Here is a 26,682-nt window from a genome sequence, read left to right as displayed (position 1 = left end):
ACTGACTACAGAAGAATGTTCGATGCACTCAACTCATCGGAGATCAGACATGGCAATCGATGCATATTTGCAAATTGATGGCATCAAAGGAGAATCGGCCGATTTTGCGCATCAGGGCTGGATCGAGATCGCCTCCGCTCATTGGGGCGTAACGCAACCCAGGAGCACCAGCGTATCGACTGCCGGCGGCCATACGGCCGGGCACAGCGAACACCGTACGTTGTCTCTCACCAAGCTGGCTGACCTTGCATCACCTGTCCTGATGCAGCACTGCTCGACAGGTAAAACGATCCCGAAAGCCAAGCTGGAATTCATGCGAGCCGACGGTGACGGCAAACCGGTGAAGTACTATCAGATCGAGCTGGACAACGTCATGATCTCCCATATGGATCAGGTAATGCGTGACGGCGGCCTGGTCCAGGACGAGATAGGACTGTGCTTTTCCAAGGTCAAGTGGACTTATACCCAGCAGAAGATCAGCGGGGGCGCCAGTGGCAGCACCTCCGGTGGCTGGGACCTTGCTGCCAAGAAGTGCGCTTAAGGAACTCGCCATGGCGATCCCGATTCAACCGAAAGACCAGCGCGGCTACTTCATGCTGCCGCAAGCGCCCGAGGATGCGGGCTACTACGTGTACGGGAACCTGCACCAAGTGCCTGGCACCGGCCATCTGGCGCAGTACGCCCACCCCAACATGCTCAGTTTCATTTTCCAGATCGAACGAGAGTGGCAAGCCATGTGTGACCGGAAGTTCGGGATCGGGAACATCAGCATCGACGGAGGCGAGCCGTTCGACGGACACAAAACGCACCAGCTCGGTATCGAGATGGACTGCCGCCCGGTGCGCAAAGACTACGTGACGGGCCAAGGCGCTCGCTGCAACTACAAGGACAAGGTGTACGACCAGGAGGCCACGGTCACGCTGATTCGTCTGTTCCTAGATCACCCGTGGACGAGGATCGTTTTTTTCAATGACGAGGTGGCGCAAAAAGCGCTAGGTCCCGCGCGCGTGAAGACTGTCATAAACCACAACGACCACTTCCACGTCGAGCTCTGGCCGAGGTACGCATCATGAGCGCGCGCGCGGTGTTCATCGTCGCGGCCTTTGCCCTGTACACGCTAGCCCAGGCCGCCGAGAAGCCGGAAGCCTGGGACGGCCGCCCGAAGCCGCTGAAGGGCGACTACCAAGTGTACGGCGGCGAGCTGGGTGACATGATGCCCCCAACGAAAAAGGACCAGAAGGTGGCGTTCATGTTCAAGGGGCCACTCGCGAAGGGGCTGTTCGACCAGATTGGGCCAGACACAAAGACCCCTTGTAGCGGTGCCGAGGATTACCGAGAGAGGAACAAAGGCGACCTCTCCTGCACCTACACCGAGAAGGAGGGATATTCTTGCTATTTTGGTCTTGACGTACCAACAGGCAAGAGCACGAACGGGTCGATCTGCTGATCGCATGTCGGGTTTGGTGGATCAACTTCGTATCCACCTTGGCCAACAGTATAGGTGCACGCGGCTTACACAGCGGTTACACAAGCCCGAGAGTGGCGCCGAAAAGAAAAAAGGGTTACACGCTTTCGCCTGTAACCCTTTGATCTTACTGCTGAATTTTGGTGCCGCTGACCGGAATCGAACTGGTGACCTTCGCATTACGAATGCGCTGCTCTACCGACTGAGCTACAGCGGCTAAACCGGAACAACCGTTTAACCTGTGTCCGTGCTACCTGCCATCAGACTGTTGGCGACCCGAGGTCTCGCGCGCTTCGCTCATCAGATGAGCTGCAGCGCGAAGGAGCCCGCATTCTAACAACAACTCCGCAAACTTGCTAGTCCGGCTCGGCAATTTTATGCGGACACGCTGAAAATTATTCCTGGTGGTAGCTCGTCACGCGTTCCACCTCGCTCTTCGAGCCCAGGAACACGGGCACGCGCTGGTGCAGTTTCTGCGGCGCGATGTCGAGGATGCGCTGTTTGCCGTCCGTCGCGGCGCCGCCCGCCTGCTCGACGATGAAGGCCATCGGGTTCGCTTCGTACATCAGGCGCAGCTTGCCCGGCTGCGACGGGTCGCGCTGGTCGGCCGGGTACATGAAGATGCCGCCGCGGTTCAGGATGCGGTGCACGTCGGCCACCATCGAGGCGATCCAGCGCATGTTGAAATCCTTGCCGCGCGGGCCGGTTTTACCAGCCAACATTTCGTCGACATAGCGCGTGACGGGCGGATACCAGTGGCGCTGGTTCGACATGTTGATGGCGAATTCCTTCGTCTCTTCCGGGATCTGCAGGTCCTTCTGCGTGAGGACCCAGGAACCCATCTCGCGGTCCAGCGTGAAGCAGTTGACGCCCGCGCCCGTGGTCAGCACCAGCATCGTCTGCGGGCCGTACACGGCATAGCCGGCTGCGACCTGCTTGCTGCCGGCCTGCATGAAGTCGGCTTCGGTCGGGGCCGTCATGCCTTCCGGCGCCTTCAGCACGGAGAAGATGGTGCCGATGGAGACGTTGACGTCGATGTTCGACGAGCCGTCCAGCGGATCGAACAGCAGCATGTATTCGCCCATCGGATAGCGGTTCGGAATCGGGTGGATGGATTCCATTTCTTCCGATGCCATCGCCGCCAGGTGGCCGCCCCATTCATTGGCTTCGAGCAGGATCTCGTTGGAGATCACGTCGAGCTTCTTCTGCACCTCGCCCTGGATGTTCTCCGTGTTCGCGCTGCCGAGGATGTCGCCGAGCGCGCCCTTGCCGACCGAGTGGGAAATGGTCTTGCAGGCGCGGGCCACCACCTCGATCAGGAGGCGCAGCGATGCCGGGATATTGTTGTGGAGACGCTGTTCCTCGACGAGGTATTGCGTCAGGCTGACACGTTTCATGGACTTCCTTTGGTTTGTGGAAATTCGTTATTGCGGTGGTTGCGCAATGGTGGGCGGAGGCCTCCCACCCTACGGTCCGTCATGTATTCACGATCGCGACAAAAACAACCGTAGGGTGGGCACCCCGTGCCCACCCTGCATCCCATCAATTCGCGAGCGCCTTGCTGACCACTTCGCGCACGTCGTTCGACAGCTTCGCCTGCCCCGCGACCTGCTGCAGCGCCCGCTTCATGTGGGCCTGCAGGTCCGGCGTGTAGCGGCGCCAGCGGTCCATCGCACGGGCAAGGCGGCTGGCGACCTGCGGGTTCAGCGCGTCCAGCGCGATCACCTGCTCGGCCCAGAATGCGTAGCCGCTGCCGTCCGGCGCATGGAAGCCCACCGCATTGCCGGCACAGAACGTAGACACCAGGCTGCGCGCACGGTTCGGGTTACGCAGCGTGAAGGCCTTGTGCGTCATCAATTCGCGTACGCGGTTGACGTCCGTGGTCGGCGCCGCGGCCTGCATCGCGAACCATTTATCGACGACCAGCGCTTCACCCTGGAACTCGTCGTAGAAGCGCTGCAGCGCATCCGCCGCCGCGGGCGCGCGCGCATGCACGAGGGCCGACAGCGCGGCCACGCGGTCCGTCATGTTCGTCGCGCCGTCGAACTGTTTCTGCGCGAGGGCCAGGCTCGCCTCGTCCGGCGCGGCATTCAGATAGGCCAGCGCGAGGTTCTTCAGGGCGCGCTTGCCGATCGACCCGGCATCCGGGCTGTACTCGCCCGGCGTCTGGTTGGCATCGTACTGGGCCAGCAGCTCGGTGCGCAGGCGCGCGCCGATGTCGGCGCGGACGAACTGGCGCGCCAGGTGGATGGCGAGCGGGTCGACGACGTCCAGCTGGTCGGCGATCATCGATTCCGTCGGCAGCAGCAGCGCCTGCTCGCGGAAGGACGGATCGAGCGTGTCGTCCACGAGGATCTTGCGCATGGCGTCGACGAACGTGTCGTCCAGGTCGAGCCGGTCGACGACGTTGCCGGCGCCGGCCACCTGCCCGGCCAGCTTCAGCAGGCGGCTCATCGCGAGGCGCTGGCCCGCTTCCCAGCGGTTGACGGGGTCGCTGTCATGGCTGAACAGGTGCACCAGTTCGGCGTCGCTGTAGCCATGCTTCAGGATCACCGGGGCGGAAAAATCGCGCAGGATCGACGGCGTCGGCTGTTCCATCACGCCCGTGAAGACGAAGGTCTGGTCCGCCTCCGTCAGCTCCAGCACGGCCGTCGTCCCATGGTCCTTGCCGTCGATGGTCAGCGGCAGGTCGCGGCCGTCCCGGCCCAGCAGGCCGACGGCGACCGGGATGTGGAACGGCAGTTTCTCGGCCTGGCCCGGCGTCGGCGGGCACGACTGGATCAGGCGCAGGGTGTAGGTCTGCGCCTGCTCGTCCCAGCGTGTTTCGGCCTGCACGACCGGCGTGCCGGCCTGGCTGTACCAGCGCTCGAACTGCGTCAGGTCGCGGCCGTTGGCATCGGCCATCGCCAGGCGGAAATCGTCGCACGTGACGGCCTGCTCGTCGTGGCGCTGGAAGTACAGGTCCATGCCCTTGCGGAAGCCTTCGCGGCCCAGCAGGGTCTGGTACATGCGCACGACCTCGGCGCCCTTTTCGTAGACGGTGACGGTATAAAAATTATTGATCTCGACGAAGGAGTCGGGACGGACCGGGTGGGCCATCGGGCCCGCGTCTTCCGGAAACTGGGCCTGGCGCAGGGTGCGCACCTGGTCGATGCGGGTGACGGCGCGGCCCGTGTTCGTGCCGATCATGTCGGCCGAAAATTCCTGGTCGCGGAACACGGTCAGGCCTTCCTTCAGCGACAGCTGGAACCAGTCGCGGCAGGTGACGCGGTTGCCCGTCCAGTTGTGGAAGTATTCGTGGCCGACGACGGCCTCGATGCCCTGGAAGTCGACGTCCGTCGCGACGCGCGGATTGGCCAGCACGAACTTCGTGTTGAAGATGTTCAGGCCCTTGTTTTCCATCGCGCCCATGTTGAAGTCGCCCACGGCGACGATCATGAAGCGGTCCAGGTCGAGTTCCAGGTTCCAGCGCTGCTCGTCCCAGCGGATGCTGTGCTTCAGCGACTGCAGCGCGTAGTCCGTCTTGTCGAGGTTGCCCTCTTCCACCCAGACCTGCAGCAGCGCGGTGCGGCCGTCGGCCAGTTCGAAATTCTCTTCCTGGCAGACGAGGCGCGCGGCGACGAGGGCAAACAGGTACGACGGCTTCTTGAACGGGTCTTCCCACAGCGCGTAGTGGCGGCCGTCGGGAAGGTCGCCTTCCTCGATCAGGTTACCGTTCGACAGCAGCACCGGGTACTTGTCCTTGTCGGCGCGCAGCATGACGGTGAAGCGCGCCATCACGTCCGGGCGGTCTGGAAAATACGTGATCCGACGAAAACCCTCGGCTTCGCACTGCGTATAGAAGCTGCCATTGGACGTGTACAGGCCGCTGAGGGTAGTATTGCTCTCCGGAACGCAGATGGTCTCGATTTCCAGCGTCGCTTCTTCCGGGGCGTTGGGGATGCGCAGCAGGGTGCCTTCGATCACGTAATCCCCCTCGGCCAGCGTGCGGCCGTTCAGGCGCAAGGTCACCAGTTCGATGTCTTCGCCGTACAGCTCGATTTCGCGCTGCGCGCTGGCAGGGTTGCGGCGCACCGTCATCCGGTTGGCGACGACGGTACGGGCCGGGTCGAGGTCGAAGCCGAGTTCGACGGTATCAACCAGGTAGCTGGGGGCAGTGTAATCCTTCCGGTAGATAGTCTGGGGCGTATCGGTGCGCATGGTCGGGAGTCCGCAAAGCCGTTGGTGGGATGCTTATTTTACCAACAGCTTTACACCACGATCCGTACCTTTCGAATGTATCACCATGTACAGGTAGTAACCACGCGTAAATGTATCGACGTACATCACGCATCAGGAATAAGATGTACTCCTGAACAAGACCGATTACAGGAATTGAAACCCGACACATCGGGAACCGAATAGATGGAGCTCGTCATGAAACGTACCATGATCACGGCGGTCGCATCGCTGAGCCTGTTGCTGGGCGGCTGCGCGACGACGATCCGCAGTGACGTCACCACCTTCAACCAGTGGCCCGCCCAGCTGCCCGACAAGAGCTATGCGTTCGAGACGCCGCCTCCGCAGGACAACACGCTCGAGCTGCAGAGCTACGAAAACCTCGTGCGCGCCCAGCTCGCCCGCCTCGGTTTCCACGAGGCGCAGGGGGCGCCCGCGCTGAAGGTATCGATGCGCTTCTCGACCATCGACGTGCCCACGCAGGTGCTGTACCCGACCTTCGCGCCGACGTACTACTCGCCCCGTTTCGCCTACATGGGCTGGCGCCGGCGCTACTGGGGCGGCTGGTACAGCCCGTTCTACGATCCGTTCTGGGGCCCGGTACCAGCGTACGATGTGCAGGAAGAACACCGCTACCACCGCCAACTGCAGCTGTCGATCGCCTCGGCCGCGGACGGCAAGCGCCTGTTCGACGTCACGGTGCGCAACGTGAGCCGGCAGATGTCGACCCCGGCCGTGATGCCGGCCCTCGTGCAGAGCGCGTTCGAAGGGTTCCCGGGACCGAATGGCGGGTCGCGCGTGATCGAGTTGAAGCAGGAGCCCCGGCAGAACGGCTAAGTGCCGCAAAATTACCGTCGCCCCCGCGAAGGCGGGGGTCCAATTTCCTGTGCGTTCATGCAAACTTGGGTCCCCGCCTGCGCGGGGACGACGTTGGTTTCATCCCAGGTACGCTTCCGACAGGAACGTAATCCCGATAATCAAGAGCACCGCCAGCATCAGCACCAGGAGCAAGCGCCCGAAGTGCGGCTCCGCCGCCGGTTGCGGATCGATCGGCGGTTCGTTGTCGTCGCTAAATTCTCTCATGGCAGCAAAATGGTCTTGCCCGTCGTGCGGCGCCCTTCGAGGGCGATGTGGGCCTGGGCCGCGTCGGCGAGGGGAAAACGCTGGTGGATGTCGATGCTCACTTTACCGCTCGCCACCACGTCGAACAGGTCGGCCGCCATCGCCTCCCGCTGCGCGCGCGTGGCCGCATACGACTGCAGGGTCGGCCGCGTGATGTAGAGCGAGCCGCGCGCCGACAATTCGTTCAGCGAGAACGGCGCCACCGGTCCCGACGAATTGCCGAAGCTGACCATCAGCCCGCGCGGCCGCAGGCAGTCCAGCGAGCGCGTGAACATGTCCTTGCCGACCGAATCGTAGACGACCGGCACCTTTGCTCCGTTCGTGATCTCCAGTACGCGCTGCACGACATCCTCGTCACGATAGTTGATGACATGCGCCGCCCCACGCTGCCGCGCCAGCGCCGCTTTCTCGTTTGACCCCACCGTGCCGATGAGGTTCACGCCCAGTGCACGCGCCCATTGGCACGCGATCAGGCCGACGCCGCCGGCCGCCGCGTGGAACAGGATCGTCTCGCCCGGCTGCACGGCATAAGTCTGCTTGAGGAGGTATTGCACGGTCAGGCCCTGCAGCAGCATCGCGGCGCCCGTCTCGAACGGGATGGCGTCCGGCAGGTGCACGAGCACGTCGGCCGGCATCACCCGCAGCTGGCTGTAGGCGCCGTTCGGGCGCGCCGCGTACGCCACGCGGTCGCCCGGTTTCACGTGCGTGACGCCCTCGCCCACCGCCTCGACGACGCCCGCCGCTTCCTGGCCGAGGCCGTTCGGCAGGTCGAGCGGGTACAGGCCGGAGCGGAAATACGTGTCGATGAAATTCACGCCGATCGCGTGGTTGCGCACGCGTGCCTCGCCGGGGCCGGGATCGCCGACCTCGACGTCGACGTATTCCAGCACCTCGGGCCCGCCGGTGCGCGCGAAGCGGATCGCCTTTGCCGTCGTCATGGCCGCTCTCCCCCGGGAATCAGTCGGCCTTCGACTGCAGCTGCGACAGCACGAGATGGGCGCTCGCCACGTTCGTCGCGCACGGGATGTTGTGGACGTCGCAGGCGCGGACCAGCGCGTTGATGTCCGGTTCGTGCGGCTGCGGGGTCATCGGGTCGCGCAGGAAGATCACGCAGTCGATCTCGCCCTCGACCAGCTGGGCGCCGATTTGCAGGTCGCCGCCGACGGGACCGGAATGCATGCGCGTCACCTCCAGGCCCAGCTCGTTGATCAGGCGGCCGCCCGTGGTGCCGGTGGCCGACAACGTGCAGCCGCGCAGGAAATCCACGTACTCGGCGGCGAGGGCGATCATGTCGTCTTTTTTCTTGTCGTGGGCGATCAGGGCGATGCGAGGTTTCATGTTCCGTTCCGTTTCGGTTTGTCAGGGTGTTTTTTTCTTCGACAGCAAATAGATCCCGCCCAGCACCAGGCCCGTTCCGGCCAGTTGCACGGTCGTGATCGGTTCTCCCAGCAGCGCCCAGCCCAGGAACAGCGTCGACACCGGACCGATCATGCCGGCCTGGGATGCCGTCGTCGCACCGATGCGCTGGACCGCCGCCATCGTCATGAAGACGGGGAAGATGGTACAGAATATCCCATTCACGAGCGAGAGCCCGTAAACCGGCAGCGGCTGCACCAGCATGCCGGCGGGCCGCAGGATGAAGAACTGCGCGATGCACGCGGCGCTCGACACGCACATCGCGTACGCGACGAGGCGCAGCGAACCGATGCGGCGCACCATCTCGCCCGTGCCGAGCAGGTAGGCCGCGTAGCACGCCGCCGAACCGAGCACGAGCAGCGAGCCCGTGACCGTGCTCCCCCCGCCGCCCTTCAGGTCGTGCGCGAACACGAGCACGATGCCGCAGTACGACAGCGCGAGCGCGATCCACTCCGCGCGGCCGATGCGGCGCTTGAAGACGAGCGCCGTGATCAGGAGGACGAACGTCGGCGTGAGGAACAGGATCAGGCGCTCGAGGCCCACCGAGATGTATTGCAGGCCGAGGAAATCGAGGTAGCTCGACAGGTAGTAGCCGATCAGGCCCAGTCCGGCGAGGCGCCAGCGGTCGCGCACGGCGAGCGGCGGCTCGGTCCGCATCTTCCACACCGCCACGGCCGCAAACACCGGAAGCGAGAACAGCATTCTGAACGCGATCAATGTGACGGCGTCGATGTGGTAGCGGTACAGCAGTTTGGCGACGATGGCCTTCGTGGAAAACAGAACGGCACCGCCGATGGCGATCGCCAGGCCGCCCAGCGCGGCCGGGCGTATGGTCGGTACAACAGGTAAGTCGGCTGCGGTTTTACTCATCCGACGATTGTACGGGGAATCCGCATAGCCGGCTGAGGACGCCTCCGAACGCAGCCGGCCGGATGCGGTCCAATCGCTGTCGATACTCAACCGCATCACAGCTCAACTTTTCGGGAGATGTCCATGGCACACCACGCAACCGCGCAACCGGCCGGAGCGCGCCCCCGATGAGCCGCGCCAGCGGCGTCGGCCGCCCCGGTGCCGACCGCACCGTCGTCCTGACCCTGCTCGTGCTGCTCGCGGCGCTGTGCTGGGCGTTTCTGCTGTTTCGCGTCGGTCGCCTGTCGCCGCTGGGGACGGGTAACGCGGCCCATTTCCGGGTCGGGCCGTACCGCGAGGACGACCTCGCGCGCCTGCTGGCGCTGTGGACCGTCGTCATCGCCGCGATGATGCTGCCGGCGGCCGCGCCGTCCGTGCTGCTGTACGCCCGCGTGAAGCGGCTCGTGCGCGAGCGCTGGGTCTATCCGTCCACGTTCCTGTTCATGCTGGGCTATCTGTTCGTCTGGACCTGCTGCGCCCTCGCCGCGACGCTGGCCGACTGGCAGCTGCACGACGCCGGCGGGCTCGACGAGACGATGGCCATCGCGCACCCGACGGTCGGCGCCCTCGCCCTCGTCGCGGCCGGCGTCTACCAGTGGACGCCCGCCAAGCACGTGTGCCTCGACAACTGCCGCGCGCCGCTGGCGTTCGTCCTGACGCACTGGCGCCGCGGGATGTGGGGCGCGTTCCGCATGGGCATCGCGGATGCGCGGTATTGCACGGGCTGCTGCTGGCTGCTGCTCGCGCTCGTGCTGCCGGCGGGCGTGCTGAACCTGCCCGTCATCGCCGGGCTCATCGCGCTGATCCTCGCCGAAAAACTGCTGCCCGGCGGGCACGTGGTGGCGTGCGCGACCGGGCTCGGGCTGGTCGGACTGGGCACGGCGTTGTTGTTTCCCTGACAGTATTTAGACGGATGCGCTATGATAAAATGTCGAGGATTATCAATACCCGGGACCTCGAAGATTGCAGTTTGCCGAGGTTCCCTGTCTAAGGAAGACTCGACATGGCTGGACACAGCAAATGGGCCAACATCAAGCACAAGAAAGCCGCCACTGATGCCAAGCGCGGCAAGATCTGGACCCGACTGATCAAGGAAATCACCGTCGCGGCCCGCATGGGCGGCGGCGACGCCAACACCAACCCGCGCCTGCGCCTCGCCATCGAAAAAGCGGCCGACGCCAATATGCCGAAGGATAACGTCAACCGCGCCGTGCAGCGCGGTTCGGGCGGCCTGGAAGGCGTCAACTACGAAGAAATCCGCTACGAAGGCTATGGTATCGGCGGCGCGGCGATCATCGTCGACTGCATGACCGACAACCGCGTACGCACGGTGGCCGAAGTCCGCCACGCGTTCAGCAAGTTCGGCGGCAATATGGGGACCGAAGGCTCCGTCGCGTTCATGTTCAAGCACACGGGCCAGTTCCTGTTCGCACCCGGCGTCGAAGAAGACAAGCTGATGGAAGCGGCGCTGGAAGCCGGTGCCGACGACGTCATCCCGGACGACGAAGGCGGCTTCGAAGTGCTGTGCGACCCGAACGCCTTTGCCGGCGTCAAGGAAGCCCTGGAAAAGTCCGGCTTCAAGGCCGATTCCGCCGAAGTCATCATGAAGCCGGACACCGAGACGGTGTTCACCGGCGAAGACGCGCTCAAGATGCAGAAACTGCTCGACGCCCTGGAAAACCTGGACGACGTGCAGGAAGTCTATACGAACGCAGTCATTGAAGAGTAAGCAGCGAAAGCAATCCATGAAAATCCTGGTAGTCGGCTCTGGCGGCCGTGAACATGCCCTGGCCTGGAAACTGGCCCAATCCGATCGCGTCCAGATGGTCTACGTCGCACCGGGCAATGGCGGTACCGCGCGCGATGCGCGCCTGATCAACATCGACATCACCGACCCGGCCGCGCTGGCCGACTTCGTCGTCGCGGAACACGTCAACCTGACGCTGGTCGGGCCGGAACAGCCGCTGGCGGCCGGCATCGTCAACCTGTTCCGCGCGCGCGGCCTGAAGGTCTTCGGCCCGACCAGGGAAGCGGCCCAGCTGGAAAGCTCGAAGGACTTCGCGAAGGCCTTCATGCACCGCCACGGCATCCCGACGGCGCAGTACCAGACGTTCACCGACGTCGCCCAGGCCCACGCCTATATCGACGCCCAGGGCGCACCGATCGTCATCAAGGCCGACGGCCTCGCCGCCGGCAAGGGCGTCGTCGTCGCGATGACGCTGGAAGAAGCGCACCAGGCGGCCGACGACATGTTGTCGGGCAACCGCTTCGGCGACGCGGGCGCACGCATCGTCATCGAGGAATTCCTCGCCGGCGAAGAAGCCAGCTTCATCGTCATGTGCGATGGCAAGAACGTCATCGCCCTGGCCACGTCGCAAGACCACAAGCGCCTGAAGGACCACGACCAGGGCCCGAACACGGGCGGCATGGGCGCATACTCGCCGGCACCGGTCGTCACGCCGTCGATCCACGCGCGCGTGATGCGCGAGATCATCAACCCGACCATCCAGGGCATGGCCAAGGACGGCATCCCGTACAGCGGCTTCCTGTACGCGGGCCTGATGATCGACGCGGCCGGCGTGCCGAAGGTCATCGAATTCAACTGCCGCATGGGCGACCCGGAAACGCAGCCGATCATGACGCGCCTGAAGAGCGACTTCGTGACGGTGCTCGAACACGCCTGCAACAGCACCCTGGACAAGGTGGAACTGGAATGGGACCGCCGCACGGCGGTGGGCGTCGTGATGGCGGCGGCCGGCTATCCGGACGCGCCGGCCAAGGGCGACATCATCGACGGCATCCCGGCCGAAACGCCGGAATGCGTCACCTTCCACGCCGGCACCCAGATCGTGGGCGGCACGCTGCAGACGTCGGGCGGCCGCGTACTGTGCGTCGTCGGCCTGGGCGACAGCGTCAAGATGGCGCAGAAGCAGGCGTACGAGACCGTCGAGAAGATCCACTTCAATGGTGCGCAGTATCGGCGCGACATCGGGTGGCGTGGGATCAAGCAGGCGTAAGCGCTGCTTTAGCGAAATTGGGTCCCTGCCTTCGCAGGGACGACGGTTTTGAGGCCAACACATTGAACACGTCGTCCCCGCGCAGGCGGGGATCCAAGTTTTCGTAACTTACCTGCAAATCTCATCGTAGAGATCCCGCCAACCGGCATTCATCCCCTGGATGAGATTGACCTTCCAATCCCGCCGCCATCGCTTGATCTGCTTTTCGCGCGTAATGGCCTGCATGATATCGGCGTGTACCTCGTACCAGACGAGGTGTTTCGTACCGTGGTCTTTCGTGAATCCACCGACGAAACCCTGGCGATGTTGCCAAACGCGTTTGACAAGATCGGACGTTACACCGACGTATAACGTCCCGTAAGGTTCGCTTGCGAGCATATAGACGTAGCTCGACTTGTCCATGTTCGAGTCCCCGGTTCCGAAAACGGCATGGTCGGGTCGAGGACTCGATGTGATGCTGAGAAGTCGCAAGAAAATCGACTTCGAAGGCGAAATTAGGTTCCCGCCTCCGCGGGAACGACGTTATTTCCGGCGACGCGCCACGCCACCCGCGGCCAGTCCCCCCAGCATCAGCGCCAGCGTCCCCGGCAGCGGCACCGAACCGCTCGGCGCGGCCGCTTCCACGTTGACGTTGTCGATCTGGTTGTAGGCACCCGAGCCGATGCGCAGTTCGGTGATGCCGGTCAGGACCGTGCTCCACGTACCCGAGTCCTGGATCGAACCGACCGACACGCCGTCGGCCGACACGTCGCTCCAATCCATGAAGTAGTCGAAGCTGTTCAGGTTGAACTTGCCGCCGCCCACGCGGGTCAGCGTGACGAACGTGTCCCAGCCGTTTTCCATGCCGTCGTGCCAGTTGTACGTCGACGGCTCGTACGTGCCGTCGCCGACGTGGGCCGCGTCCGCGTCCGCGCCCGGCGCGTTCAGCGTGACCTGGAAGCCCGATTCCACATAGGTCAGGTTCGGGCCGTTGTACGTCATGCTGGCGGCCAGCGGGAAGCCGTCGCCGTACATCATCTCGGTCAGGCCATCGAAGTTCAGGACGGTGGCGCCGGCGCTGCCTGCTGCCATGAAGGCGACGGCGGCGAGAATGGATTTGAATTTCATGAAAGTCTCCGAAAATATTCGATACCGCCGGCGCCATCGCGGGCGCCGGCATTGCCATCATCAGTAGGTGAAGAACACGCCGCGGCCCGCGCCGGCGGCATAGACGCGTCCAGGTACGGTCTGGTCGGCCGCCAGGTTGCTGATGCCGGCGTACTGGTGCTTGTCGTCGTTGATCCGGCGCCAGGTCTTGGCACCGTCATCCGAGCGGTACACGCCCCACACGTTGTTGATGATGCCGACGATGTAGATCGAGGACGAGTACGTCGCACCGGCGGGCGCCTTGCCCAGCGCGATGGACGTCGCGCCGTACACCTGCGGGTAGCTCCACGTCTCGTTGCTGCCCCAGTCCGGCGCCGTCACGTCCAGCTTCGTCCAGGTTGCGCCCGAGTCGGTCGAGTGCAGGATGCTGAAACCGTCGACCACCCAGACATCGCCTTCGGCATTCGGATTGACGGCGATCGACGACTGGTAGAACGCCGCCACCCGCGCGCCGGCGCTCACGAACGTCGTGCTCTCGGTGAAGGTGTGGCCGCCGTCGTTCGAGTACCAGAAGTGCGACGTGTCCGCCCACTGGTTCCACCACGCGCCGCCCGAGTTGAAGGCATAGACCTTGTTCGGGTTCTTGCGGTCGGCGACGACGCGGTAGCCGCGGCCGATGCCCACCGCAGGCAGGTCCGGCAGGTTCGTGTACGTCCAGGTGGCGCCGTTGTCGGTCGTGTAGGCCGGACGCGCACCGGACGGTGCCCACACGGCCTTGCCCGGCGCCGTCACGGCGATCGTTTCCTCGCCGCCCTGGTGGTCGTTCGATGCCGCGTCCGGGTGCTTGCTGGCGAACGGCGTCCAGGTCACGCCGGAGTCGGTCGAGTAGGCGCCGCGCGGGTTGTTCTGGACCCAGCCGCCGGTGCCGACCGCCGCGATGTAGGCCGGATTCGACCAGGCCGTGTCGGCGGAGTGGCCATTGCTGAAGTAGCCGAGCGGGCCGCGCGTCGGTTTCTTCAGCACCTCGGTCTGCACGTGCGTGCCGATGTCGCCCGAGCTGCGCAGCAGCGCATAGTTGGCGCCCTTCGGCGGGGTCGTCAGACTGATCGTCGCGGTTTCCTCGAGGTTGGTCACGTCCAGGTTCCACGTGGGCGTGGTGGCCGATGCGGTCTTCGTCTCCCAGATGCCGCCGCCGAACACGTGCAGGATGTGGTCGGGGTTGTTCGGATCGATCTCGACGTCGTCCACCCAACCGGAGAAGTCCACGTCGGACGGGGTGTGCGGAGTCATCGACGCGATCTCGCGCCAGGTCAGGCCGGCGTCGTCCGACACCTGCACGACCGGCTGGCCCTGCCAGTTACCCCACGAGTTCGACACGCCCAGCGCGATACGGGTGGTCGGGCCGGAACCGGAGACCGACAGGCCGCCCATGCCGAAGTTCACCCATTGCTCCGTATCGTAGCTCTTCAGCAGCGTCCAGTTCGTACCGTCGAACTTGTACAGGCGGGCCGGGCCGCCGGCGCCGGGGCCCATGTCCCTGGTGAACGCCACGTAGATGATGCCGTCCTTGGCACGCACCATGTGCGGAATATAGTAGCCCGTGACCGGCGTCGCGATACCGGTCCAGGTCGCGCCGCCGTCGGTCGACTTGTACAGGTTGGCGGTCAGGCCGGCCGCGGCGGCGTAATCCGGGGCCACCGCCGTGTAGATGGTCTGCGTGGCCGTGCCCGCGCCCGTGGTCGAGGTGTCAAACAGCACGCTCTCGATGCCGCCCGAGGTACGGCCCGGCAGGGAACCGATCTGGTCGCCCGGATACTGGAACGACGTCAGCGACGTGACCTGGTTCCAGGTCTGGCCGTAGTCCGAGCTCTTCCACAAACCCGACGTGCGCGAACCGTAGTACAGGACCGACGGCTGGTTCGGATCGACCATCAGGCGCTCGCCGATGGCGCGGCCCGGATCGTTGGAACCGGCGCGGAACGGCAGGTCCACGTGCGTCCAGTTGTCGCCGCGGTCGGTGGAAATATACAGGCGGGCATTGGGTCCCGACCAGTCGTACATGCCCGTGACGAGGTACACGCGCTTGTCGTCGGTCGGATCCAGGGCCACGCTTTCGGCCCCGTTATAGAATTCTTCGCGGATGCCGAAGCTGTCCGTGATCGGCGTCCAGCCGGAAGTGGCCGTATCCCTGCGGTAGACCCCGCCCATGTCGGTGCGCGCATACAGCACGTTCGGGCTGGTCGGGTGGAAGATCAGCCCGGTCACGTAGCCGCTGCCGCCGTACTTGACGCTCTGCCATCGGCTACCCGTCGTCGCAACGTTTGCGCCGCCGCCGGACGCGCTGCCGATCATGGCGGCAAAAGAAGGCGATTGCGAGGACGGGCTGCTACCGCCACCGCACGCTGCCACCAGGCCCGCCACAGCGCAGGCCAGCGCAAGATATTGCTTCTTCATACTTGGACTCCGAGAAAGTTGAACCGTTGTTGCCGGTCGTTTGCTGCGATGCACCACCCCGCCGGGCACGGCCGAAGACAGTCCGTCACGATCGAAATGATGGATGGGGAATGACTGGTGGCGTTACCGCCCGGGTGCGGACCGCGTCAAGGTCGCGGCCGAAGAGGGATCGTGTGTTCCATGAAGGTCTCCGTCGTTTTCGTTATTAACTCGTTCCGACACCGGCTTGTGCGGCTGGCATGAAATCGGTTTCTTTCGACCTAGACTATTAGCAATACGTACGCGTTTCTTGCATTCGTAACGAAAAAAGCTGGAAAAGTGCAGAAAATTATAGAGATTTGCGCAGGATTTTTATTCGCGCCGGAGGGGTGTTGGAAACGGTGTTGGCGGGTGCCTGTCACGATCCAGTTCATCAGTGTACAATCCCCGTTCGCTTTTTTTCTCTCACATTTCCACATGGCTACAATTAATCCGGCCGCCGTCAAGGCCTGGCTGCTCGACCTCCAGGCGCGCATCGTGCAAGCGCTGGAAGACGTCGACGGCAAGTCCTTCTTGCGCGACACGTGGGAACGGGCCGAAGGTGGCGGCGGCGTATCGCGCCTCATCGAAGGCGGAAATGTGATCGAGCGCGGCGGCGTGAATTTTTCGCACGTGCGCGGCGCCAGCCTGCCGGCGTCGGCAATGGCCGCGCGGCCGGAGCTCGCGGGACGCGCCTGGGAAGCGATGGGCGTGTCGCTCGTGCTGCACCCGCACAATCCGTACGCACCCACCGTGCATATGAACGTGCGCTTTTTCGAAGCGACAGCCGAGGGCAAGGATCCCGTCTGGTGGTTCGGCGGCGGCATGGACCTGACGCCCTATTACGGCGACATGGATGACACGCGCCACTTCCACCAGGTCTGCCACGACGCGCTGGCGCCGTTCGGCGACGAACTGCATCCGCGCTTCAAGCGCTGGTGCGACGATTATTTCTATATCAAGCACCGCAAGGAAGCGCGCGGCGTCGGCGGCATCTTCTTCGACGACTTCAACGAACTCGGGTTCGAGCAGTCGTATGCGATGGTGCAGAGCGTCGGCAACTGCTTCCTCGATGCCTACCTGCCGATCCTGCAACGCCGCAAGGACCAGCCGTACGGCGAACGCGAGCGCGATTTCCAGGCGTACCGGCGCGGCCGCTACGTCGAGTTCAACCTCGTGTGGGACCGCGGCACCCTGTTCGGCCTGCAGTCGGGCGGACGGACGGAAGCGATCCTGATGTCGATGCCGCCGATCGTCAAATGGCGCTACGACTGGCATCCGGAGCCGGGCAGCCCGGAAGACAAGCTGACCACCGACTTCCTGCCGCACCGGGATTGGCTCGCCCCGTGACGCGATGTGTTGCTCTGCTGGGCGGCAGTTTCGACCCGGTGCACCACGGCCACGTCGCGCTGGCCGAGTTGTTCGCGCGCCAGCTCCACCCGGACGAATTGCGCGTGCTGCCCGCCGGCCAGCCGTGGCAAAAGAAGAGTGGCCTGGAAGCGGGCGACGCCGACCGCGTGGCCATGCTGAAGCTGGCATTTGCGGGGAGCGTCGCGCCGGTGACGATCGATACCCGCGAGATCGACCGTCATGGCGCCACGTACACGGTCGAAACCCTGCGCGGCCTGCGCGCCGAGCTCGGGCCGGATACGTCCATCGTGTTCGTGATGGGCGCGGACCAGTTGCAGAAGCTGGATACCTGGCGCGACTGGCGCGACCTGTTCGCGCTGGCCAATTTCGGCGTCGCCGCCCGCCCCGGCTACCGGCTCGACGATGCGGCGCTGCCGCCCGCCGTGGCAGCCGAACTGGCGCAGCGGCGCGCGTCGTTCGACGACGTGCGCGCCAGCCCGGCGGGCAAGGTGTGCCTGGCGCACACGCTGGCCATCGACATTTCGGCCACGCAGGTGCGCGCAGCCCTGCACGCCGAACCCCGTACTGACATAAGCGCGCTCGTTGCGCCGCAAGTGCTAGACTATATTCAACAACATAACTTGTACAAAAACTAATGGATATCAAGAAACTGCAAACGCTCGTCGTCGACGCCCTCGAAGACGTCAAGGGCCAGGACATCGTTCTGTTCGACACGACGCACCTGACCAGCCTGTTCGACCGTATCGCGGTCGTGTCGGGCACGTCGAATCGCCAGACCAAGGCGCTGGCCGCCTCGGTGCGCGACAAGGTCAAGGAAGCAGGCGGCGACGTGGTCGGGCTGGAAGGCGAAGACACGGGTGAATGGGTCCTCGTCGACCTGGGCGACATGATCGTGCACATCATGCAGCCGGCCATCCGCCAGTACTACCGCCTGGAAGAAATCTGGGGCGACAAGCCCGTGAAACTGGGCGCCGCCAAGCGCAAGTCGACGGCCGAAGGCCAGGACGCGGCCGCGCCGAAGACCAAGTCGAAGCACCTGGCCGCGAACCAGGAGCAGGAAGACGCGAAGCCGGTGCGCGAGCGCAAGCCGGCAGCGAAGAAGTCGGCTGACGCCAAGCCGGCCGCCAGGAAACCTGCCGCCAAGAAGATCCCGACAGGCGGCACCGTGAAGGTTGCCGTGTCCAAGACCGCTGCCGCGGACGCGAAAGCCGCCAAGGCGGCCAAGGCTGCTGCCGCACCGAAGCGCGCGACGAAAGCCGCGGCCGAGGGCGACGCACCGGCCAAGAAAGTCATCCGCCGCATCAAGAAAACCGAAGAATAAACTGCGATGCAGTTGTTCATCGTCGCGGTCGGCCACAAGATGCCGGCCTGGATCGAGACCGGCTTCGCGGAATACGCGAAGCGGATGCCGCCGGAGCTGCGTATCGTGCTGAAGGAAGTGAAACCGGTCGAACGGTCCGGCAGCAAGACGGCGGCCACCGCGATGGCGCTCGAACGCGAGCGCATCGAGGCCGTGCTGCCGAAAGGCGTGCGCATCGTCGCCCTCGACGAGCGCGGCAAGGATCTCACCAGCGTGGGCCTGTCGCAAGCGTTGGAGGCCTGGCAGCAGGACGGGCGCGATTGTGCCTTCCTAATCGGCGGGGCCGACGGCCTCGATCCGGAACTCAAGGCACGCGCGGACGGTCTGATCCGCATCTCCAGCATGACGCTGCCGCACGGTATCGTGCGCGTGATGCTGGCAGAACAGTTATATCGTGCCTGGTCCATCACCCAGAACCACCCCTACCATCGGGTATGAGCCGATGAAACAGACCGACAAGAAAATCTACCTCGCCTCGAAGAGCCCGCGCCGCCGCGAACTGCTGCGCCAGGTCGGCATCGATTTCGACATCCTCAGCCTGCGCTCCGATCCGGCCCGCGGCATCGACGTCAGCGAAGACATGTTCGCGGGCGAGCCCGCCGTGGACTACGTGGCCCGGGTGGCGCGCGAAAAAGGCGCGTTCGCGTGGAACGTGCTGCACCTGCGCCGCATGCCGCTGCGCCCCGTGCTGTCGGCCGACACGACCGTCACCATCGACGGCGAGATCCTCGGCAAGCCGGCCGATCCGAAGGAAGCGCATGCGATGCTGGAACGCCTGTCGGGCCGCACGCACCAGGTGCTGACGTCGGTCGCGCTGCACTACACGGACGTGTTCGAGCAGGTGACGCAGGTGTCGAACGTGCGCTTCGCCCAGCTCACGCCGGCAGCGATCCGCGCCTATTGCGCGACGCCGGAACCCTACGACAAGGCCGGCGCCTATGGCATCCAGGGCCTCGCCGCCCTGTTCATCGAGCACATCGAAGGCAGCCATTCCGGCATCATGGGCTTGCCCGTGTTCGAGACGGCGCAGTTATTGCAGAAAGCGGGCGTCAGCGCCCTGTAACGCCAACGGATCGCATACGTCACGCGTGGGCACGTTCGTATGCGAGGCCCCCGGCCTCACATACCCCACCCTTGTATTATCCTTCTGAGCAATTTGCTTACCTGAGGGGCACCTCAGGTTCTGAGCAGCTGGATGCCGAGCCCACCCTTTGGCACGAGCCAGTTTCGTAGATTTCGCACCAGCTGCTCTCCCTCGTTCGAAGATCGGACAGTATCTTTGGCCCGGCTAGCCGTGAGCCCGTATTTCGCAAGGTGGATCAGAAGAGGATATCGATGCAAGAGTGGTACCTGGGAATTGACGTTGCCAAGAAAAAGCTCGACTGCGCGCTGCGCCAACCGGACGGCAAGCACAAGCATAAGGTTTTCGACAATACGCCCAACGGATTTAAAGAGTTACAACAATGGATTTGCAGCTTTGACGTGCCCCAGCTTCACGTCTGCATGGAGGCTACCGGGGTGTACTGGGAAGCCGTCGCCGAGTATCTGGCGAACCATCAGTACGTGGTCAGTATCGTCAATCCGGTGCAGATCAAAGCGTTTGGTGCGTCGCGTCTTGTCAGGACCAAGACTGACAAGGTCGACGCGAAGTTGATCGCTGATTTCTGCAAGGAGAGTCGGCCGGAACCGTGGAAGGCCCCGTCTTTGCAAGAACAAGAGTTACGGGCCATGGTGCTGCGCCTGGACGCTCTTCAGGAGATCCGGACTCAGGAAAGTAATCGTCTCGAAGTGGCGCGTGAAGCCGTCAAGGACGGCATTACATCCCATATCGTCTGGCTTGACGAGGAAATCGCGCATCTCAGCAAGAAAATTCGCGATCACATCGACAGCGATCCCGATTTGAAGGACCGGAAAGCGCTGCTGGACAGCATTCCTGGCGTCGGTGAACGTACGATCGCATTGCTGCTGGCTTTTTCGCTCGCTCCAGGCCGGTTCGCGAACGCCCGACAGGTGACTGCCTATGCCGGGCTCGATCCGCGGCATCATGAGTCAGGCAGCAGCGTTCAAGGAAAGACACGCATCTCCAGGGTCGGTCACAATCTGATCCGGAAAGGCTTGTACATGCCGGCTATGGTCACGTTGTATCGAACGAACTGGGGAAAGCGCTTCCTCGCTCGTCTGTCCAGCGCTGGAAAAAAGCCCATGGTCATTATCGTCGCCATGATGAGAAAGCTGCTTCATGTCGCCTTCGGCGTGCTGAAGTCCGGACAAAAGTTCAATCCAGACCTGCACGCCGCTTGACCGGGATAACAGTATCTACGTGTATGATGTGACCAGAGACAACAATTAGAACCCAGCCTCATGACTGAAGACATCCTGATCAACATCACCCCCCAGGAAACGCGCGTCGCGCTGGTGGTTCAGGGTGCCGTACAAGAGCTGCACATCGAGCGTACGCTCACCCGCGGTCTCGCGGGCAACGTCTATCTCGGCAAGGTCGTGCGGGTACTCCCAGGCATGCAGTCGGCCTTCATCGACATCGGCCTCGAACGCGCCGCGTTCCTGCACGTGGCCGACATCTGGGAGGCCAGGCCGCACGACGGCGCGAACGGCAGCAGCAGCGCCCCTCCAACGCCCATCGAAAAGATCCTGTTCGACGGCCAGGTGCTGACCGTCCAGGTGATCAAGGACCCGATCGGCACGAAGGGCGCGCGCCTGTCGACGCAGATCTCGATCGCGGGCCGCATGCTCGTCTATCTGCCGCAGGACAAACACATCGGCATCTCGCAGAAGATCGAGAAGGAATCCGAGCGCGAAGCCCTGCGCGCGCGCCTCGCGGGCCTGCTGCCGCCGGACGAAAAAGGCGGCTATATCGTGCGTACGCAGGCCGAGGACGCGTCCGACGCCGACCTCGCCGCCGACGTCGACTACCTGCGCAAGACGTGGGGCGCCATCATGACGGGCGCGCGCACGCGTCCCGCGACGAGCCTGCTGTACCAGGACCTGAGCCTGGCCCAGCGCGTGCTGCGCGACTTCGTGCACGACGAGACGGCCGCGATCCTCGTCGACTCGCGCGAGAACTACCTGAAACTCGTCGAATTCGCCCAGGTGTACACGCCGAGCGTGCTGTCGCGCCTGCAGCACTACACGGGCGAGCGCCCGCTGTTCGACCTGTACGGCGTCGAGGAAGAGATCCTGCGCGCGCTGGGCCGGCGCGTGGACCTGAAATCGGGCGGCTACCTGATCGTCGACCAGACCGAGGCGATGACGACCATCGACGTCAACACGGGCGGCTTCGTCGGCGGGCGCAATTTCGCCGACACGATCTTCAAGACGAACCTGGAAGCGGCACACGCCATCGCGCGCCAGCTGCGGCTGCGCAACCTGGGCGGCATCATCATCCTCGACTTCATCGACATGGAGAACACCGAGCACCGCAACGCCGTGCTCGCGGAGCTCAAGAAGACCCTGTCGCGCGACCGCACGAAGGTGTCCGTGAGCGGGTTCTCGGCCCTGGGCCTCGTCGAAATGACGAGAAAGCGCACGCGCGAATCGCTGGCCCACATCCTGTGCGAGCCCTGCCCCGCCTGCGGCGGCAAGGGACAAGTCAAGACGAGCCGGACGATCTGCTACGAGATCCTGCGCGAACTGCTGCGCGAAGCCAAGCAGTTCAACCCGCGCGAATTCCGCATCGTCGCGTCGCAGGAAGTGGTCGACCTGTTCCTCGAGGAAGAGTCGCAGCACCTGGCCATGCTCGGCGACTTCATCGGCAAGCGGATCTCGCTGCAGGTCGAGCGCGGCTATCACCAGGAACAGTACGACGTGATCCTGATGTAACGCTGCCGAAAATCATAAGCGGCATCGGGTTTTTCCATAGTCGACAACCACTGCCGCCCTTGATAGGGTTGCAGGATGCTTAACAGAACGCAATTTCCTCAAGAGCGCCGGTGCGCTCGCCACCACCTCGGTCTTCGGCCAGTCCGCCGCCTACGCGGCAACCAGCGAGGCGCGCCCCGCGCCCGGGCGCACGGTGGTGTCGCTCAACAAGGGCTGGCGCTTCCATGAAGGCGACATCGCGTTTCCGGTCATCCGGGGCCATGGCTGGACCTATGCCAACGCCAAGGCCGGCAATGCCGGCGGCGCGGCCGCGCCCGGCTTCGACGATTCCGAATGGGACAGCGTCGCGCTGCCGCACGACTTCGCCAGCGCGCAGGTGCCCGAGCAGAACGCCAACGTGGCGCAGGGCTACCGCAAGCGCGGCATCGGCTGGTACCGCACGCTGATCCGCCTGGACGAGGCGGACCACGGCAAGCACATCGAACTGCAGCTCGACGGCATCGCAACCCTCGCCACCGTCTGGTTCAACGGCACGCAGGTGGCGCACACGTGGAGCGGCTACAGCTCGCTCTACATCGACCTGACCCCGTTCGCCACCTACGGCGACGCGCTCAACTCGCTGGTGATCCGCGCCGATGCCGACGCCATGCAGGGCTGGTGGTACGAAGGCGCCGGCATCTACCGCAACACGTGGCTCGTCAAGCGCGAACAGGTGCACATCGTCACCGACGGCGTGTTCGCCCATCCGGTGTACGCCGACGGCCAATGGACCATTCCGCTCGAAGTGACTTTGTACAACGTCCGCAAGAGCACGCAGCGGGTGCGGGTCGAGAGCGTCCTCGTCGACGCCGACGGCAAGGCAGTGGCCAGCTTCAGCGCCCCGGCCGACGTCGGCGTGCTGGCGCGCCAGGTCGTCACCGGCAGCATGCGCGTGGCCGCGCCAAAGCTGTGGAGCCTGGAAGAACGCAACCTGTACAGCGTGCGTACCCGCGTGCTGCAGGACGGCAGGCTGCTCGACGAAGTCGTCACCCGCTGCGGCTTCCGCACCCAGCGCTTCGACCCCGGGCAGGGCTTCTTCCTCAACGACAGGCACGTCAAGCTGCAAGGCGTGTGCATCCACCAGGACCATGCCGGAGTCGGCGTGGCCGTGCCTTACGGCCTGCTCGACTACCGCATGCGCCGCCTCAAGGAACTGGGGGTCAATGCGATCCGCTGCTCGCACAATGCCCAGGACAAGCGTTTCTACGAGCTGTGCGACGAGCTGGGCTTCCTCGTGATGGATGAAAACCGCGTGTTCAACCCGTCGCCGGAGCACCTAGACGAGCTGACCTGGCTGGTGCGCTGCCACCGCAACCACCCGTCCATCATCCTGTGGTCGGTGTTCAACGAAGAACCGGTCCAGGGCACCGAACAGGGCTACGAGATGGTGCGCCGCATGGTCGCCGCCGTGCGTGCGCTCGACACGTCGCGTCCCACCACGGCCGCCATGAACGCCGGCCAGTTCGAGCCCGCCAACGCGGCGCAGGCCGTCGACGTCGTCGGCTTCAATTACCAGTACCAGGCCTACGACGCTTTCCACCAGGCCTTCCCGACCGTGCCGATGACGTCGTCCGAAGACACCTCGGCCTTCCAGACGCGCGGCGAATACGTGACCGTCCCCGACAAGCACATCTTCGCCGGCTACGACGACGACGCGTCCTCCTGGGGCTCGACGCACCGGATCGGCTGGAAAGCCGTGGCCGAGCGGCCGTTCGTGGCCGGGGCGTTCGTGTGGACCGGCTTCGACTACCACGGCGAACCCACGCCGCACGAATGGCCGTCGAATTCGTCGTTCTTCGGCATCATGGACCTGTGCGGCTTCGCGAAGGACGCCTTCTGGCTGCACCAGGCCCAGTGGCGCAAGGAACCGGTGCTGCGGCTGGCGCCGCACTGGAACTGGGCCGGCAAGGAAGGCCAGCCCATCACCGTGATGGCCTTCCACAACATGGATGAAGTCGAAGTGTTCCTGAACGGCCGCTCGCAAGGGCGCCAGAAGGGCGACATCTACGAGATGAACCGCTGGCAGGTGCCGTATGCGCCCGGCAAGCTGGCCGCCGTGGGCTATCGCGGCGGCAAGGTGGCCAAGCGGTTCGAGGTCGAGACCACCGGTGCGCCGGTCGCGCTCAAGCTCACTCCGGACCGCCGGTTCATGCTGGGCGACGGCCTCGACGCCCAGCCCATCCAGGTCGAAGCGCTCGATGCGAAGGGCCGCCACGTGCCGCTGGCGCAGCACCAGATCGTGTTCCGGGCCGAGGGCGCCGACATCATCGGCCTGGGCAACGGCAACCCGAACGACACCAGCAGCGAAAAGGGCGACACGCGCGCCCTGTTCAACGGACTGGCCCAGGTGATCGTGCAGACCCGCGAAGGCAGCGCGGGCATCCTCAGGCTGCGCGCCAGCGCGCCCGGTCTCGAACCAGCGGTGCTCGACGTCGAGGTGCGCACGGCCCGGCCGTGGCCGTACCAGGCCACGTCTGCGCCCGTACAGATCCTCGATGGCTGGCGCTCATCGCCGCCGAGTTCGACGCCGATCGATCCCAACCTGCGCCCCGCCGGCACCGACATGAATTCGTGGGGCTGGATCACGCCCGGCACCCGCGCCAAAGCGGCCGAGCAGACCGGCTACATGCTGTACGCCACCGACGTCCGGGCCTTCGCCCGCGTGCGCAAGCACGGCGGCAGGCTGGAACTCCTCGAGGTCACGGGCCCGTGCCAGGTGTTCATCGACGGCAGGAAAGTCGCAGAAAAAACCACCGGCGCTCCCGGGCCGCTGCGCGTCGCCTTCCCGGCCGGCGAGGCGGTCTCCCGCCTGAGCGTGCTATGCCCGTTGACGGCCGGGCAACCGCACGGCCTGAGCGGCGTCGTGCGCCTGTTGTCGCTCTAAATCTCCAGCGCGAGTTCGCATGGCGTAGAATCCAGCGCGCAGTGCCGACGGCACGGCGCGCTGATGTTAATTTAATACGCCAGTTTCGCCGTCTCCAGGACAAGGATTTGTCATCCTGTTCAGTTCATGTTGCTCGCACAGGACAATGCGTCCAAAAATATGGTCAGGGGCAACGCAGTGTCCCGGTTTGGACTACAATTCGAGACAATTTGTTGAAGATTTCGAGAGTTGGCGGTAGTGTGCATCCTCACCAGCAGATGCGCAGCCAGCCGACCGGTTAGCGCTGCTGAATCGCAGACCCTGATATACCGCTGGCGGCGTCGGACAACAACTGGCAGGCGACCCGTAAGAGACAATGAACGTACCTCTCATTCCTACCGATCTGCTGAAGAAATCGGACAAGATCCTGTTCATCGCCCACCTGGCGTTGGGCGACTACACCTATTTGCAGAACTGCTTCCAGGCGTTCGCGCGCGCCTACCCGCACCTGAAACTGCACCTTTGGGTCGACGAAGTGCGCCGCACGAGCGACGCCTCGCAGTGGCCGCACCTGAAAAAGAACGTCCTGTACGACTGGCTCGACGCCTGCGACTTCATCGAGAAGGTCTACAAGCAGAATTATTCGCCGGAGCTGTTCCAGGCTTCCATCCGGGAAGCGCAACAGGAACACTACCCGATCGTCGTCTCGCTGGGCACCCTGCGTCCGCACTTCTACGCCGACCTCGCGCGCGAGATCAGTCCGGACGGCTTCGTGCTCGGCCTGAAGAAGCCGCACGGCCTGCAAGGCCTGATCCACTGGTTCAGCTACCGCAAGCTGGACGCCAGCCTCGACCCGGACGTGGCCGACCGCGCGAGCGCGCCGCACATCAGCGACGTGCATGCGGACTGGTTCCGCCAGCTGGCCGGCGTGGACATTCCGCCGGCCGGTCGCATCCCGTTCGTGCACATTCCCGGGCAGTTCGTCGAGGGTGCGAAGGCGCGCCTGCATGAATGGGGCTTCGACGGCCGCCGCGGCAAGCTCGTCTTCATCAACCCGTTCGCCAAGACGCGCAAGCGCTGCTGGCCCGTCGAGCGCGTGGCCGAACTGATCACGACGATGCGCGCCCAGCCGGAATGGCGCGACGCGTGCTTCATCGTCAACGCGGTACCGCAGGAAGTGGACAACGTGAAGGCCATGCTGGCGCGCCGCCAGCTCGACCGCACGGAACTGTTCAGCGCCAACGAAAACTTCTTCCAGTTGCCCGCGATGCTGGCGCAGTGCGACCTGATCGTGTCGGTCGAGACGGCCGTGATGCACCTGGCGAATGCCGTGGGCGTGCCGGTCGTCGCGCTGATGCGCCAGAAGACGCCGGAATGGGCCCCGGTCGACAAGGCCAACTCCACCGTCATCACGGCGGACCAGCGACGCGATTGGGTCAAGGCGATTCCGGTCGATGCGGTGATGCACGCGCTGGCGTGATCTTCAAGCACGGTGGGCACGGGGTGC

25 protein-coding genes and 1 tRNA gene are annotated in these 26,682 nt (G+C 64.3%); 16 read left to right on the top strand and 10 right to left on the bottom strand.

What is annotated here, in order from left to right:
- The first annotated feature begins 49 nt into the window (after positions 1–49).
- The 3 genes from ACL58G_RS09635 to ACL58G_RS09625 are packed head-to-tail and all read left to right on the top strand — an operon-like array spanning position 50 to position 1,447.
- The gene (locus tag ACL58G_RS09635) at positions 50–541 is read left to right on the top strand and encodes an Hcp family type VI secretion system effector (protein ID WP_440966527.1); all 492 of its coding nucleotides are present in this window, start codon (positions 50–52) and stop codon (positions 539–541) included.
- 10 nt (positions 542–551) lie between these two features.
- On the top strand, positions 552–1,073 hold the full coding sequence (locus ACL58G_RS09630; protein ID WP_413382740.1) for a penicillin-insensitive murein endopeptidase: 522 nt from the start codon (positions 552–554) through the stop codon (positions 1,071–1,073).
- A complete protein-coding gene (locus ACL58G_RS09625; protein ID WP_413382737.1) occupies positions 1,070–1,447 on the top strand; it encodes a hypothetical protein in 378 nt (125 codons plus the stop codon). Before ACL58G_RS09630 ends, ACL58G_RS09625 begins: the two co-directional genes overlap by 4 nt.
- A 159-nt stretch (positions 1,448–1,606) precedes the next feature.
- Here the strand turns inward: ACL58G_RS09625 and ACL58G_RS09620 are convergent.
- The 3 genes from ACL58G_RS09620 to pepN all read right to left on the bottom strand — a co-directional run bounded on the left by ACL58G_RS09620 (position 1,607) and on the right by pepN (position 5,665).
- A tRNA-Thr gene (locus ACL58G_RS09620) sits at positions 1,607–1,682 on the bottom strand.
- Between the two features lie 178 nt (positions 1,683–1,860).
- Positions 1,861–2,862, bottom strand: a complete 1,002-nt coding sequence (locus ACL58G_RS09615; protein ID WP_440966525.1) for a class 1 fructose-bisphosphatase — start codon at positions 2,860–2,862, stop codon at positions 1,861–1,863.
- Between the two features lie 145 nt (positions 2,863–3,007).
- A complete protein-coding gene (gene pepN, locus ACL58G_RS09610; RefSeq protein ID WP_440966524.1) occupies positions 3,008–5,665 on the bottom strand; it encodes an aminopeptidase N in 2,658 nt (885 codons plus the stop codon).
- 216 nt (positions 5,666–5,881) lie between these two features.
- Between pepN and ACL58G_RS09605 the strand changes: the two genes are divergently transcribed.
- Positions 5,882–6,520, top strand: a complete 639-nt coding sequence (locus ACL58G_RS09605; protein WP_413382728.1) for a DUF4136 domain-containing protein — start codon at positions 5,882–5,884, stop codon at positions 6,518–6,520.
- Between the two features lie 99 nt (positions 6,521–6,619).
- Here the strand turns inward: ACL58G_RS09605 and ACL58G_RS09600 are convergent, their stop codons facing one another.
- From ACL58G_RS09600 to ACL58G_RS09585, 4 genes are read right to left on the bottom strand one after another with little or no spacing between them, the layout of a single operon-like run.
- Positions 6,620–6,766, bottom strand: coding sequence for a hypothetical protein (locus tag ACL58G_RS09600; RefSeq protein WP_440966523.1), 147 nt, complete (start codon positions 6,764–6,766; stop codon positions 6,620–6,622).
- Positions 6,763–7,743, bottom strand: coding sequence for a quinone oxidoreductase family protein (locus tag ACL58G_RS09595; RefSeq protein WP_440966521.1), 981 nt, complete (start codon positions 7,741–7,743; stop codon positions 6,763–6,765). The genes ACL58G_RS09600 and ACL58G_RS09595 overlap by 4 nt, the downstream gene beginning before the upstream one ends.
- 19 nt (positions 7,744–7,762) lie before the next feature.
- A complete protein-coding gene (locus tag ACL58G_RS09590) occupies positions 7,763–8,143 on the bottom strand; it encodes a methylglyoxal synthase (protein ID WP_056130395.1) in 381 nt (126 codons plus the stop codon).
- A gap of 21 nt (positions 8,144–8,164) precedes the next feature.
- Positions 8,165–9,091: a DMT family transporter gene (locus ACL58G_RS09585; protein ID WP_440966519.1), complete on the bottom strand. Its 927-nt coding sequence runs from the start codon at positions 9,089–9,091 to the stop codon at positions 8,165–8,167.
- 167 nt (positions 9,092–9,258) lie between these two features.
- Here ACL58G_RS09585 and ACL58G_RS09580 point away from each other — a divergent pair, with 167 nt between their 5' ends.
- From ACL58G_RS09580 to purD, 3 genes are all read left to right on the top strand, one after another.
- Positions 9,259–10,029, top strand: a complete 771-nt coding sequence (locus tag ACL58G_RS09580; protein ID WP_440966517.1) for a DUF2182 domain-containing protein — start codon at positions 9,259–9,261, stop codon at positions 10,027–10,029.
- A gap of 104 nt (positions 10,030–10,133) precedes the next feature.
- Positions 10,134–10,859 carry a YebC/PmpR family DNA-binding transcriptional regulator gene (locus tag ACL58G_RS09575; RefSeq protein WP_413382716.1) on the top strand — a complete coding sequence of 242 codons (726 nt, stop codon included), beginning with the start codon at positions 10,134–10,136 and terminating at the stop codon, positions 10,857–10,859.
- Between the two features lie 16 nt (positions 10,860–10,875).
- Positions 10,876–12,147 carry a phosphoribosylamine--glycine ligase gene (purD, locus tag ACL58G_RS09570; protein WP_413337379.1) on the top strand — a complete coding sequence of 424 codons (1,272 nt, stop codon included), beginning with the start codon at positions 10,876–10,878 and terminating at the stop codon, positions 12,145–12,147.
- A gap of 108 nt (positions 12,148–12,255) precedes the next feature.
- Here purD and ACL58G_RS09565 read toward each other — a convergent pair whose 3' ends face one another.
- The 3 genes from ACL58G_RS09565 to ACL58G_RS09555 form a co-directional block, all read right to left on the bottom strand.
- Positions 12,256–12,549, bottom strand: coding sequence for a GIY-YIG nuclease family protein (locus ACL58G_RS09565; protein ID WP_413382713.1), 294 nt, complete (start codon positions 12,547–12,549; stop codon positions 12,256–12,258).
- A 120-nt stretch (positions 12,550–12,669) separates the two neighbouring features.
- Positions 12,670–13,254, bottom strand: coding sequence for a VPLPA-CTERM sorting domain-containing protein (locus tag ACL58G_RS09560; protein WP_413382710.1), 585 nt, complete (start codon positions 13,252–13,254; stop codon positions 12,670–12,672).
- A 60-nt stretch (positions 13,255–13,314) separates the two neighbouring features.
- Entirely contained in the window at positions 13,315–15,687 is a 2,373-nt protein-coding gene (locus ACL58G_RS09555) for a dockerin (protein WP_440966514.1), read from the bottom strand.
- A gap of 456 nt (positions 15,688–16,143) precedes the next feature.
- On the opposite strand from ACL58G_RS09555, the gene hemF reads away from it, so the two are divergent.
- The 9 genes from hemF to ACL58G_RS09510 all read left to right on the top strand — a co-directional run bounded on the left by hemF (position 16,144) and on the right by ACL58G_RS09510 (position 26,655).
- Positions 16,144–17,055 carry an oxygen-dependent coproporphyrinogen oxidase gene (gene hemF, locus ACL58G_RS09550; RefSeq protein WP_440966512.1) on the top strand — a complete coding sequence of 304 codons (912 nt, stop codon included), beginning with the start codon at positions 16,144–16,146 and terminating at the stop codon, positions 17,053–17,055.
- On the top strand, positions 17,052–17,711 hold the full coding sequence (locus ACL58G_RS09545) for a nicotinate-nucleotide adenylyltransferase (protein ID WP_440966510.1): 660 nt from the start codon (positions 17,052–17,054) through the stop codon (positions 17,709–17,711). The genes hemF and ACL58G_RS09545 overlap by 4 nt, the downstream gene beginning before the upstream one ends.
- A complete protein-coding gene (gene rsfS, locus ACL58G_RS09540) occupies positions 17,711–18,397 on the top strand; it encodes a ribosome silencing factor (RefSeq protein ID WP_413337383.1) in 687 nt (228 codons plus the stop codon). The genes ACL58G_RS09545 and rsfS overlap by 1 nt, the downstream gene beginning before the upstream one ends.
- Positions 18,398–18,403: 6 nt before the next feature.
- Positions 18,404–18,874 (top strand): 23S rRNA (pseudouridine(1915)-N(3))-methyltransferase RlmH, encoded by a 471-nt coding sequence (gene rlmH, locus ACL58G_RS09535; protein ID WP_413382702.1) that lies wholly within the window; start codon positions 18,404–18,406, stop codon positions 18,872–18,874.
- 4 nt (positions 18,875–18,878) lie between these two features.
- Complete coding sequence (locus ACL58G_RS09530) at positions 18,879–19,499, top strand: Maf family protein (RefSeq protein WP_413337384.1); 621 nt, start codon at positions 18,879–18,881, stop codon at positions 19,497–19,499.
- Between the two features lie 272 nt (positions 19,500–19,771).
- A complete protein-coding gene (locus tag ACL58G_RS09525; RefSeq protein ID WP_413381204.1) occupies positions 19,772–20,737 on the top strand; it encodes an IS110 family transposase in 966 nt (321 codons plus the stop codon).
- A 60-nt stretch (positions 20,738–20,797) separates the two neighbouring features.
- Positions 20,798–22,273 (top strand): ribonuclease G, encoded by a 1,476-nt coding sequence (rng, locus tag ACL58G_RS09520; protein ID WP_056328307.1) that lies wholly within the window; start codon positions 20,798–20,800, stop codon positions 22,271–22,273.
- A gap of 196 nt (positions 22,274–22,469) precedes the next feature.
- Positions 22,470–25,196, top strand: coding sequence for a beta-galactosidase GalA (gene galA, locus ACL58G_RS09515; protein WP_440966507.1), 2,727 nt, complete (start codon positions 22,470–22,472; stop codon positions 25,194–25,196).
- A gap of 355 nt (positions 25,197–25,551) precedes the next feature.
- Positions 25,552–26,655, top strand: a complete 1,104-nt coding sequence (locus tag ACL58G_RS09510) for a glycosyltransferase family 9 protein (protein WP_056130344.1) — start codon at positions 25,552–25,554, stop codon at positions 26,653–26,655.
- Positions 26,656–26,682: the final 27 nt, after the last annotated feature.

Origin of the sequence: Massilia sp. GER05 (genome assembly GCF_052056005.1) — a bacterium.
Lineage (GTDB): Bacteria > Pseudomonadota > Gammaproteobacteria > Burkholderiales > Burkholderiaceae_D > Telluria > Telluria orientalis.
This window is presented reverse-complemented; position numbering and strand designations above follow the sequence as displayed.

Coding starts and splice junctions, on each gene's coding strand:
- ACL58G_RS09605 (WP_413382728.1), top strand. CDS start 5,882: ATGAAACGTACCATGATCACGGCGGTCGCATCGCTGAGCCTGTTGCTG.
- ACL58G_RS09575 (WP_413382716.1), top strand. CDS start 10,134: ATGGCTGGACACAGCAAATGGGCCAACATCAAGCACAAGAAAGCCGCC.
- ACL58G_RS09590 (WP_056130395.1), bottom strand. CDS start 8,143: ATGAAACCTCGCATCGCCCTGATCGCCCACGACAAGAAAAAAGACGAC.
- pepN (WP_440966524.1), bottom strand. CDS start 5,665: ATGCGCACCGATACGCCCCAGACTATCTACCGGAAGGATTACACTGCC.
- ACL58G_RS09600 (WP_440966523.1), bottom strand. CDS start 6,766: ATGAGAGAATTTAGCGACGACAACGAACCGCCGATCGATCCGCAACCG.
- ACL58G_RS09595 (WP_440966521.1), bottom strand. CDS start 7,743: ATGACGACGGCAAAGGCGATCCGCTTCGCGCGCACCGGCGGGCCCGAG.
- ACL58G_RS09635 (WP_440966527.1), top strand. CDS start 50: ATGGCAATCGATGCATATTTGCAAATTGATGGCATCAAAGGAGAATCG.
- ACL58G_RS09630 (WP_413382740.1), top strand. CDS start 552: ATGGCGATCCCGATTCAACCGAAAGACCAGCGCGGCTACTTCATGCTG.
- rlmH (WP_413382702.1), top strand. CDS start 18,404: ATGCAGTTGTTCATCGTCGCGGTCGGCCACAAGATGCCGGCCTGGATC.
- ACL58G_RS09585 (WP_440966519.1), bottom strand. CDS start 9,091: ATGAGTAAAACCGCAGCCGACTTACCTGTTGTACCGACCATACGCCCG.
- rsfS (WP_413337383.1), top strand. CDS start 17,711: ATGGATATCAAGAAACTGCAAACGCTCGTCGTCGACGCCCTCGAAGAC.
- ACL58G_RS09560 (WP_413382710.1), bottom strand. CDS start 13,254: ATGAAATTCAAATCCATTCTCGCCGCCGTCGCCTTCATGGCAGCAGGC.
- ACL58G_RS09555 (WP_440966514.1), bottom strand. CDS start 15,687: ATGAAGAAGCAATATCTTGCGCTGGCCTGCGCTGTGGCGGGCCTGGTG.
- rng (WP_056328307.1), top strand. CDS start 20,798: ATGACTGAAGACATCCTGATCAACATCACCCCCCAGGAAACGCGCGTC.
- ACL58G_RS09615 (WP_440966525.1), bottom strand. CDS start 2,862: ATGAAACGTGTCAGCCTGACGCAATACCTCGTCGAGGAACAGCGTCTC.
- ACL58G_RS09530 (WP_413337384.1), top strand. CDS start 18,879: ATGAAACAGACCGACAAGAAAATCTACCTCGCCTCGAAGAGCCCGCGC.
- hemF (WP_440966512.1), top strand. CDS start 16,144: ATGGCTACAATTAATCCGGCCGCCGTCAAGGCCTGGCTGCTCGACCTC.
- ACL58G_RS09510 (WP_056130344.1), top strand. CDS start 25,552: ATGAACGTACCTCTCATTCCTACCGATCTGCTGAAGAAATCGGACAAG.
- ACL58G_RS09525 (WP_413381204.1), top strand. CDS start 19,772: ATGCAAGAGTGGTACCTGGGAATTGACGTTGCCAAGAAAAAGCTCGAC.
- ACL58G_RS09565 (WP_413382713.1), bottom strand. CDS start 12,549: ATGGACAAGTCGAGCTACGTCTATATGCTCGCAAGCGAACCTTACGGG.
- ACL58G_RS09580 (WP_440966517.1), top strand. CDS start 9,259: ATGAGCCGCGCCAGCGGCGTCGGCCGCCCCGGTGCCGACCGCACCGTC.
- purD (WP_413337379.1), top strand. CDS start 10,876: ATGAAAATCCTGGTAGTCGGCTCTGGCGGCCGTGAACATGCCCTGGCC.
- ACL58G_RS09625 (WP_413382737.1), top strand. CDS start 1,070: ATGAGCGCGCGCGCGGTGTTCATCGTCGCGGCCTTTGCCCTGTACACG.